Below are 11,245 nucleotides of genomic sequence, written 5' to 3'. Positions count from 1 at the left end.
AGTTAGTTTTATTTTTTTATAAATCTTATGGCGACACCTCCACCTTCTGCAAGGCTTAATTTTAGTGTGTCTTTTGATGTTACTATTTTATTTGAAATATGGACTTTTTCCGCATTGCTATTCCAAGTAATACCTTCAGCATCTGCATAAATTTGTGCTTCATAAGATGTGTTTTCATCTAAAAAAGATAACTGAATTTCAAATTCACGAGATTCTTCATTTGTTATACTTCCTAAATACCAATCTTCACTATACTTGTCTTTTCGAACGGTTGTAACATACTCACCTATTTCAGCATTTAAAACTTTTGTATCATTCCAATCTACTGGAACATCTTGTAAGAATTTAAATGCCGGATTTCCATCATAGTTTTCTGGTAAATCTGCTAGCATTTGAATTGGTGAATGATAAACCACATAAAGTGCTAATTGTTTTGCTGCTGTTGTATGCACATCTCTACCTTCATAACCTTGTTTAATATCAACATCTAAAACTCCTGGTGTAAAATCCATTGGACCAGCAAGCATACGTGTAAATGGTAAAATTGCTGTATGACTTGGTGGATTTCCATCACTCCATGCATTATATTCTTGTCCGCGAGCTCCTTCACGAGCCATCATATTTGGATATGTTCTTCGCTCTCCCGTATCTTTTATAGGTTCATGAAAATTAACCGTTAATTTATTTTCTAAAGCCTTATCTAATACATAACGATAATAATTTACTCCAAATTGGCCATGATGCCATTCTTTCATATTTAATCGAGAACCAACTTGACCAATTTTTACATCATGAATTCCAACTTGATTATATAATCCCATTCCGGCATCTATTTGTTCTAAATAATTTATAATATTAGAACCGGTTTCATGATAACCAATAATGCTTACTCCATTTTCTTTGGCATAATCTGTTACTTTTTTAAGATCGAAATTGTCTGCTTCTTTTGTAAAACTAAACATATGCATCGCATTTTCGTACCAAGCAGGTGTCCATCCTTTATTCCATCCTTCAATTAATAAATGGTCTATTCCAAACTTTTTGCAATAATCAATATGCTCTATAGCATTCTTTGTTGTTGCACCTTGAATAGGACTTTCCCAAAAAGAATATTTACCAATATGCATTCCCCACCAAATACCTAAATATTTATGTGGTTTTATCCAGCTTGTATCTTCAATTTTATTTGAGTCGTTAAGATTTAAAATAAGGTTAGATATTAGTAAATCCTTAGGTTGTTCTGCAATTTGAAGTGTTCTCCAAGGTGTGGTGAAGCTTCCATTGGTTTTAACTCTATCACCATCTGCCCATGGTACTAAATCTGCTTTTAACTCTGTGTCGTTTGTTCTGGAAAGTGTCATACTTGCAAAGTTTTTTAAGTTTGCTTCATGAAAACTTAATGACAATCCATTTTTGCTTTTTATAGTTAAAGGCGTATGAACTTTATCTAGTGTACTAACAGGAGATTTAGTGGTTAAATATTCGTATCTGTTATCTTGATACGCACCAATCCACCATGCATCTCCATCATCATTTAAATTAAACGTTGTAAGTTCATCCATTATGATGATACTGTCTTTTCCTTGTTCAGGATAAACATATCTAAAAGCAATACCATCATTAAAAGCTCTAAATTGAACCTCAATTTTTCGTTTAGCCTCTGTTTTTTCTTGAAGTGTTACAGAAAGCTGATTGTAATTATTTTGAATCGTTTTATGTTCTCCCCATACTGGTTCCCAATTTTCATTGAAAGTAGTTTCACTTTGATTAATTATTTCAAAATTATTAGATAAAGAATCGCCTTTTTTGAAAACAAAACCTAGATTCGATGCATTTAAAACTTTTGTTTCGCCGTGTGATACACTATATGTGGGAATACCATTTTTAAGATTGAATGATATTTTGTTTTTAGCATTTGGAGAAATAATTTCTATTGTAGAATCCTTCTCTTGTTTTGAGCAAGAAATAGTTGCAATTAGAAGTAATATTATGGATAATTTTTTAAACATTTTTATGTTTCTTGTTAATTGATTTTAAAATTTGTTTTACCTGCTAATGGATTATTTTTAATGATGAAATTAGCACCTTCTTTTTCTAATATTAAATCATGTAACTCTTCATCATTTGGTAAAAATATTTTTCCTTTTGCTTTTGTAGCATCAGAAGTATAAACTTTAAGTTCTATGTTATTCCAATCCATATCTTTAGTTGATTGTGCTAACTTTATATGTGGAATTACAGTACCATCTTTAACTAACGCAATAATTGGAATATTGCCTGCTTTTATGGTATGCCATCCTTTGGTATAAACTTTACCTGTTTGGTAATCTATCCACTTACCTTCTGGTAAATACACGCTTCGTTCAGTAATGTTTTCAAATAAAGGTGCTACTAACATATCCGATCCAAATAAATATTGATCATCAACTAACCAAGACCCTGGATCGTTTGGATATTCAACAAACAAAGCTCTTAACATAGGTAATCCATTTTCTGAAGCATGTTTAGCTTGAGCATATATGTAGGGCATTAATTTATAACGCATATTATCTGCATCTCTAAAGCCATTTAAGAATTCTTTACTGTATTCCCATGGTTCTGTTGGTGGTTCTCCATGACTTCGAACATGAGAGGTTAACATTCCAAAAGGTGTCCATCTTCTATACACATCTTCTGGGGCTTTGGTAGTAAATCCACCTACATCATGACTCCAAAAAGAAAACCCTGATAACCCTAAAGATAATCCGCCTCTCAAAGTAGCTGCCATTGCTGTATTTGTTGTTGCGGCATCTCCTCCCCAATGCAAAGGATAGCGCTGGCTACCAGCCCATGTACTACGCGCCCAAATTATACTTTCTCCTGTAACTTCCTTAGTAATGTCTGCAACTGTTTTGTTGTAACGTAATGGATACAAATTGTGTTCGTAAAAACCGGTTCTACCGTTACTATATATTCCTGAAGCTGGAGCAGCCTCACCAAAATCAACTTTAATTACACCTACGCCTTGTTTTAATAAACCTGCTATTTTACCTTGATACCATTCTATGGTTTCAGGATTGGTAAAATCTAAAGTTGCATCTTCATAAGGAATGTTTCCTTTTTTATCTTTTACAGCTAAATCTTTCTCGATAATTTCATTAAACAGCGTGTTTTTTGGTGTAAAATATGGTAATTGCCACAAGCACACATTAAATCCATCAGCTTTCATGTCTGCAATCATTTTTGTTGGATTGTCGAATCTGTTTTTCGAGAATTCATAATCACATCTCCAATCAGTTTCAAACCAACCCGTATCAAAATGGATGACATCACTTGGTATTTTATGTTTACGCAAGTTTTTAGCAATATCTCGTCCTTCTTGTTCAGAAAAATAAGTAATTCGACTCATCCAAAAACCAAACGACCAAAGTGGCGGCATTTCTGGTTTTCCAGTTAGGTCTGTATATTCATCTAAAATATCTTTTGGCTCACCTATAAATACAAATAAATCGGCTTCATCATCACCAATCATCATAGAATTTGCACCATTAAAATATTTTCCAAAATCTACTGTAATTGGTGTAGAATGATGCATAAACACACCATAACCACGACTACTCATATAGAATGGAATAGGTTTATACATAGTTTCATTTTGTACACCATTTGCATCATCTGTCCACAAAATTACTTTCTGTCCTCTTTTGTTAAATTGTGTAAAAGACTCACCACAACCAAATATTTTTTCTTCTGGAGACATTGAAAATACAGCTCCCATACTGCGTGAGTAGTCTTCTGCTCGTCTTACGAATGAAAAAGGTGTAACTGGTGTATACGTACTTTTAACATCATCTAAATGAAGTGTACTTGTTAATAATTTACCATTTGCATCATAAATATAAATATGCCATGGTTTTTCTGTAATTACTACGGACCCTTTACTACTTGTGTATTTATGCCCTTTTGATACTTTTGAATATAACCATAAATCTTTGGCATTTTTTGCTACACCATCAACAAGCATTAAAGATTCTTGTTGTTTTTTAAATTGAGGTCCAGATGTTGTTTTTATTCTAATAGTTCTATCTGAAACAAATTCAATTTTAAATGGTAATTCTGGTGCAACAGCATACTCTGTTGTTGGAAATTCGTTTGCAGATGTTGGAACTAACCTACTCAACATATTATTAAATGCCTGTCTAGTAGCAAAATTATGACGCAAATATTTTATTGTTCCTTCTCCTGTTTCAGGATTAAAGGAAGCTAATTCATCGGCCAAAAAATAGGTGTTTCTATAATCTTCAAAGTCTTTACTAATATCTGGTGGTTCATTTAGAACATTGGTGTTTTGGATTTGAGCTATAGATGAGTAAGAAAATAGTAGCAGGTAAATCGCTAATAATGGTTTATTAATTTGTATTATTTTTTTTAACATTTTAAATAGTTTTAGCAATCTACAGTTAAAAGCAAACTATAAATTCCCTTAAAATTAGCTGTAATTTTTTAAATTAATTAATCGGATTTTAGCAAATATTTGTACTAATACAAATATTGTAAGTAATAAAACCCACTATACCAATATAGTATAGTGGATTTATTATGAATAAAGTGTTATAATTTATTTAATTACTATACTATCAATTGTTGCTGTTACTGCTGAAAGATCTGCAATGTCTGTTCCCATACCTGCCATATCTATTATAAAAACAATAACACCTTCAACAGCAGTTCCTGGTGCATATGAAACAGTATATGTTCCATCTCCTGTTACATTAGTAATGGCTCCATTACCATTAGGTGACCAATCTGCATCTGCATAATATATTGAACCATCATAGGATCCTACAGCTCCACTATTTAATGTAATTCCACTAAGCGTAAAAGTAACTTCAATTGATTCACTAAAAGAAAGATCAGCTGGATTTATGCCAGGGTCGCTTATGGTTCCTCCAAATTCATTATATATTTCTAATCTTAAATTTCCATTTCCTTCAAGATCTCCATAAAGTAATTTTGAATTATCAAATGCAACCTCAGTTCCTTCAAGTTCTTCTCCTCCAGTAGAATCATCTTCTAAAACGAAATGAAATACCATATATTCACTCTTATCGGGATCTCGCTTACCAAACCATATATCTTTAACAATGCCATCTGTCTTAAGTGTTTTTACAATTTTCCATTGATTTTCCGCAGTAGTTGAAACCGTTGCCCAAGAACTTCCAATTGGAAAACTTGGAGTAATATCTGTAAATGTTATAATATTAGTCCCATCTGTAGTTGTAGAATAATTACCTGCCATTTCAACACCATTACTATCTATCGTGCTTACTGTTCCATCATTTGAAAATGTTATCTTATTTTCAACAACAATAGATTGATCTGCAGAAGTATATCCTGGCCACCCTGCAGCTTCATAATCTTCAACAGAATTCCAGTTATTTAAAAAGTTACCCTCTAAATCTGTCCAGTTAAATGGTGTATCTGGACTTAAATACCAAGTTTTACTAGTTGTTGTAGTTGTAGATAATAAAACATCAACCGTATCTCCATCTAAATCAATAGGTGGATTAGGGTCTGGTAAATCTTGTGGTACCCAATTATCACTATATTCTTCAGAAATAAAATTAAAGATTACAAATTCTTCTTTTGAATTATGATATGCAGCTAGTTGCATAGCATCTTCTGTTAGCGTTAATATTTGGTAATTAGACCAGTCATCAACATCATTATCTGCCCAAGAGTTTTGTAATACAGCCGCATCAGTTAGTGTTAATGTATGAGCATCAGCATCAAGAAAATAAGTACCATTTTCTGTGCCTCTTGTTGTTGTAAAATTGTGGTTTACTTCAACAAATGGGCCTCCATCTAAGCTAAATGTCATGTATCCATAATCACCTGGATCTGCAATCCATTCGTTTCCTGCTAATTCTGGTTCCCATATCCAACATAAACCATCATCTGGATTTCCGACACACTCTTTTTCCCATCCTAATTCGTTACCTGAGAATGCCATTGGAGCACCAAAATATTTAGAGGTTCCCTCAGCATCTAAATCTAAATACCAAGTTTTAGAGTTACCCACACCACCTGATAAAGCTGTCCAAAGTGGATCGTCTACATAACTTAAATTATCATCAGTAACCGTAATTGTAACTGGGTCTAATTCAACTATACCACCAGCTGTTACAGCTAGAATTTTTATGGTATAATCACCTTTAAAAGCATATTTTACAGTTTCAACTTTTTTGTTTGATCTACCTGTACCATAGTCCCAAGTTAAAGTTACTTCTGGAGTTTGATTAGTCATTATTACGGTATTTCCACCTGGATCTACTGCAAAATCTTGTACTATCTCAAATTCAATTTCAGATTTATCAAGTGTTTTACCTAAGGCATGGTTATCTGGTTCACAAGACACATATATGAAACCAATGCTAAGCATCAATAAAAATGCTCTTAATAATGTTTTAAATTTTTTCATTTTTTTCATTAATTTTTTTAGTTTTTACCACCCAGCATTTTGCTTTAATACGTTATCAGATAATGTTATTTGAGTATTAGGAATTTGTTGTAACCCATTTGTCTCTATTATATTAGCAGCATTTATTGTTTTGGTTTCGGTTACTCCACCACTTAATAAGTCTGTTGTTTCTGCAATAGTAGAAGCAGCTGTATTTACTCCTTGTCTTAATAAATCCCAATATCTTACACCTTCTAGTGCAAATTCTAAATGCCTCTCATTCATAATAGCGTCTTGAGATACATTAATTGATGTGAAGTTACTACCATAAGCACGTTGTCTTACTTCATCAAAATAAGATTGTGCATTTCCACTACCTAGTTCTGCTGCCATTAATAACACATCTGAGTATCTTAATACTACATAATCTTGAAATTGATTGATTTGGAAATCTGTTACTCCAAATTGAGTTACCGCAGACACTGTTTCTCCAGTTTCTGGATCTACCATAGACATTGGCGTATATTTTTTATTGTAATATCCTGTATATTCTCTTTGATTATCTATTTTATCAAAAGGAATTGCTTCATCGTCTACAGAAATAACAGTAGCAGTTTTTCTAGTATCTGTATCGTTATATGCATTCCAAAGTTTTGGATTAACTGTAACTCCCCAACCATTTCCATAAGGTAAATATGTGAACTCTCGCATACCGAACATTACTAACCAATGGTTTCCATCTGTATTTCCATTATAATCACTAGTATAAGTATATCTTATAGAAAAAACGATTTCTTCATTATCTTCACCAGAATACTCTACTCCTGCATGTGCAGATGACACTGGCCATAAAGAAGCAAAATCATCTACAAGTCCATGTCCACTAGATGAAATAACATCTTCTAAATGTGTTAATGCTTCTGATTGAGATATAACTCCAACTAAATCTGATGCTCCATAATAACCTGTATAATATAAATACACTCGACCAAGTAATGATTTTGCTGCCCATTTTGTTACTCTACCACTATCTATAGTGCTATAAGCTCCATCTGGTAAATTATTAGCAGCAAATAGTAAATCTTCTGCAATAACTGTATATACTTCATCTGGTGTTGCTTGCGGAATATTGTCTGTAGATGGCTCTGTTAATAATGGAATATTACCCCATAATCTAACCATCTCAAAGTAAATATAAGCTCTAATAAATCTAGCTTCAGATTCATACGCATTTTTAGTTGCTGTATCGTCACCCCATTCTATCTGATCCATTTTTGATAATAATACATTACAACGGTATATGGCCTTGTAATAAGCTACCCAATTGCCGTTAAATAAATCTACATAACTTGGTGCACGAGAAATATCAAATTCATCTAATGCTGCATAGTTGTATCCATCAGCATTTCCAGTTCCTCCAAAACAATTGTCTGAAAAAACCTCGCTTGCTACAGGTAATCCAGTACCAGATGCTCCGGTTGCTACTTGCATACCATCATAACAACCTATTAATGCTGTAAGCGCATCATCTGGACTTGAATAAAAATTGGTATCTGTTAATTGTGTATACGGTTGTGTATCTAAACTACATGAGCTTAACGATAACACCCCTAACAATATGATATATATATATGTATTTTTCATTTTAATTTTTTTTAAAGTTTAACGTTTAATCCCATCATGAACGTTCTAGGTCTTGGGTAATAACCAATATCTACTCCAGATGAAGTTCCTCCCGTACCAAACCCAACTTCTGGATCCATACCATCGTATTTCGTAAACGTGTGTAAGTTTAAAATTGAAAAATAAACTCTAAATTCTTTTGCGAAGAATTTTTCACTAGTATTTAGTTTTGCTAAATCCATACCTAAAGTAACAGTATTTATTCTTAAAAAATCACCATCTTGAACATATAAGTCTGAAAATTGTGAAAAATTACTACCGTTTTCAGTAACTCTTGGTATTGTGTTAGAAGAACCCTCACCTGTCCAACGATCTAAGATAGCAGACGTATAATTACCAAAGCCACCAGGATTTCTATAAGACTGCACTAATTGATTTCCTGCAACACCATTTGCTGAAACAGAAAAATCGAATGCTTTATAGTTTGCTGAGAAAGAAAAGCCATAAGTTAAATCTGGATTTGGATCTCCAATCATTTTTTTATCAGCATCACCTATTACACCATCTCCATTTATATCTTTATAAATTATATCTCCTGGAGCAGCATCTGGTTGTGCACCATAATCATCAATTTGTTGCTGATTTTGGAATACACCATTTGTTTCATAACCCCAAAAATACCAAAGAGGAAAACCATCTTCTGCTCTATAGAATTCTGGAGCATTATCATATAATTGGTTAGTAGCTCCATGAATAATTCCATCTGATGTCGGTATTTCTCCTACCTTATTATCATTGTAAGCGCCATTTACAGCAATGTTATAACTAAAATCCTCATTACTATAATTATAATTTAATGCTAATTCAACACCTTGGTTTATTACATTACCTCCATTTATATAAGGTGCATCTGCTCCTGCAGTTGCTAAAATTGGTGCTAAAATTATCCAATCCTTATTGGTTTTTCTATACCAATCAAAATTTACATTTAATGAATTATTTAATAATCTTGCATCAAAACCAACATTTACTTGTTCTGATGTTTCCCATTTTAAATCTTTATTTGGCAATCTATTTGGGTAAGCTCCTGGTGTTAAAACACCTTCCTCATTTCCAAAAGTGTAATTAGTTGTTGAGGTTTGAATAGGTGCTAAAAATTGAAAAGCGCCAACGTTTTGGTTTCCTACTTGTCCCCAACTTGCTCTAAACTTTAAAAAATTAATTGTATTAGAATCAATTAAAAAATCTTCTTTAGAAGCTACCCAACCAGCAGATACAGAGGGAAAGTAACCCCATTGATTATCTGGATGGAAGTTTGAAGAACCATCGGCTCTAAATGTCGTGTTAATTAAATATTTCTCTTTAAAGTTATAGTTAAGTCTTCCAAAATAAGACATTCTCTTATTTTCAGACTTTCCTCCACCTATATTCATTAATGGAGCACCTTCGCTATTGGTTGTATTATCTAACCAAGCATAATCTAAACCTCCTAAAACATTGTCAACATTAGAACCATTTATATAAGTCCCATCAAAATTTATAGAAGATGAACCAACCATAGTTTCAAAATGATGATTTTCTGATACATCAAATTTATAGGTAAGCAAATTATCCCATGTTAAAGATTTACCTTTATTCATACTTTGGTTGGTGTTGTCTTGTATTCTATTTGAATAGATAGACAATTCGTAAACAGGACTATATGAGTGACCTTCACCAGCATAATAGTCTAAACCTAATGTGGTTTTAAAAGTAAGATTCTTAATAGGCTCTATTTGTAAATAGATATTCCCTAAAAGCTTTTGATTGTTGTTCTCGTTTTGGTTGTTATAAAACATTTCTGCATAAGGATTTGCAGAACCAGCTAACCATGGAGCACTATCCCCTGTGGTGTTATAAAAGTTACCTTCACTATCATACATTGGTAATAACGGGCTAACTCTAAAAGCACTTCTTAAAGAGTTGTTGTATTGATTACCAACACCAATACCGTTATTATTTATATAAGCAAAACTTAAATTTTCACCAAAAGTTACAATGTCTTTATATAATTTGTGTTCTGAATTGAATCTAAAATTATATCGCTCGTAGCTTGATAAATCTTTACCACCTACAACACCTTCTTGTCCGAAATAAGATAGTGAAGATGAGTAAACCGAAGTTTCTGAACTTCCTGTTATACCAACAGAGTAATTTTTTGTTGCCGCATTATCAACAAACATTTCGTCCATCCAAGTTGTACCTGCACCTAATGCAGCTATTTCAGCATTAGTAAAATATGGATTTTTACCAGAGTTAACTGCTGCTTCGTTTATAATTGTAGCATACTCTTTAGTATTTAACAAATCTATTTTTCTTGCTACAGACTGAAGACCGTAAAACTGATCGAAAGTGATTTGTGCTGCTTGTCCCTTTTTACCTTTTTTAGTAGTTACCAATACTACACCATTTGATGCCTGAGAACCATAAATTGCAGCAGATGCAGCATCTTTTAAAACAGATATAGACTCAATGTCTGAATTGTTTAAATAAGAAATATCTCCGGTTAAAATACCATCTACAACGTATAAAGGTGTACTTCCTGCAGTAGAACCCAAACCTCTTATTACTACATTTAAACTTTCTCCTGGTTGACCAGATGTTGATGTTATTTGTACACCAGGCGACTGCCCTTGCAAAGCTTGAATAGCATTAGAAGTATTCATTTTTGCTAAATCTTCACCTTTTACTTGCACACTAGCACCAGTTACTAAGGCTCGTTTTTGTGTGCCATAACCAACAACCACAACTTCTTCTAAACTATTTAAATCTTCTGTTAGTGCAACATCTATTTGTGTTCTTCCATCAACACTTATAGTTTTTGTTACAAAACCTAGATAGCTAAATTGTAATTGTGTGTCGGCAGGGACAGATATTTCATAATTTCCATCAAAATCTGTAGATACCCCTTTACTTGAATTCAGGTCAACTATGTTTACACCTGGAAGTGGCAAATTATCTACTGTTGATGTTACAACTCCTTTTACAGTTATTGTTTGAGAATAACCAAAAGACATTAATAACATAAACAATAGAGATAGGTAATTCTTTTTAAAGAAAATACCTTCTTTAAAGTCAATTTTATTCATACTCAAATTAGTTTAGTTTAGTTAGTTTTTAATTAAAAATTTATTGTGAGCTAAT

Annotated in this window: 5 protein-coding genes; all 5 read right to left on the bottom strand. The window is 32.7% G+C overall.

Translation table 11 applies throughout. The features are described from left to right. Positions 1-8: 8 nt before the first annotated feature. Positions 9-2,009 (bottom strand): glycoside hydrolase family 97 protein, encoded by a 2,001-nt coding sequence (locus MBM09_RS08915; RefSeq protein WP_238673355.1) that lies wholly within the window; start codon positions 2,007-2,009, stop codon positions 9-11. Between the two features lie 14 nt (positions 2,010-2,023). After that, on the bottom strand, positions 2,024-4,414 hold the full coding sequence (locus MBM09_RS08910; RefSeq protein WP_238673354.1) for an alpha-xylosidase: 2,391 nt from the start codon (positions 4,412-4,414) through the stop codon (positions 2,024-2,026). Positions 4,415-4,597: 183 nt separating this feature from the next. Then, entirely contained in the window at positions 4,598-6,460 is a 1,863-nt protein-coding gene (locus MBM09_RS08905) for a hypothetical protein (RefSeq protein ID WP_238673353.1), read from the bottom strand. A gap of 24 nt (positions 6,461-6,484) precedes the next feature. Continuing rightward, positions 6,485-8,083, bottom strand: a complete 1,599-nt coding sequence (locus MBM09_RS08900) for a RagB/SusD family nutrient uptake outer membrane protein (RefSeq protein ID WP_238673352.1) — start codon at positions 8,081-8,083, stop codon at positions 6,485-6,487. A gap of 11 nt (positions 8,084-8,094) precedes the next feature. Next, the gene (locus MBM09_RS08895) at positions 8,095-11,190 is read right to left on the bottom strand and encodes a TonB-dependent receptor (protein ID WP_238673351.1); all 3,096 of its coding nucleotides are present in this window, start codon (positions 11,188-11,190) and stop codon (positions 8,095-8,097) included. Positions 11,191-11,245 lie beyond the last annotated feature (55 nt).

The sequence above is a fragment of the Flaviramulus sp. BrNp1-15 genome (genome assembly GCF_022259695.1).
Lineage (GTDB): Bacteria > Bacteroidota > Bacteroidia > Flavobacteriales > Flavobacteriaceae > BrNp1-15.
This window is presented reverse-complemented; position numbering and strand designations above follow the sequence as displayed.

Coding starts and splice junctions, on each gene's coding strand:
- MBM09_RS08915 (WP_238673355.1), bottom strand. CDS start 2,009: ATGTTTAAAAAATTATCCATAATATTACTTCTAATTGCAACTATTTCT.
- MBM09_RS08905 (WP_238673353.1), bottom strand. CDS start 6,460: ATGAAAAAATTTAAAACATTATTAAGAGCATTTTTATTGATGCTTAGC.
- MBM09_RS08895 (WP_238673351.1), bottom strand. CDS start 11,190: ATGAATAAAATTGACTTTAAAGAAGGTATTTTCTTTAAAAAGAATTAC.
- MBM09_RS08910 (WP_238673354.1), bottom strand. CDS start 4,414: ATGTTAAAAAAAATAATACAAATTAATAAACCATTATTAGCGATTTAC.
- MBM09_RS08900 (WP_238673352.1), bottom strand. CDS start 8,083: ATGAAAAATACATATATATATATCATATTGTTAGGGGTGTTATCGTTA.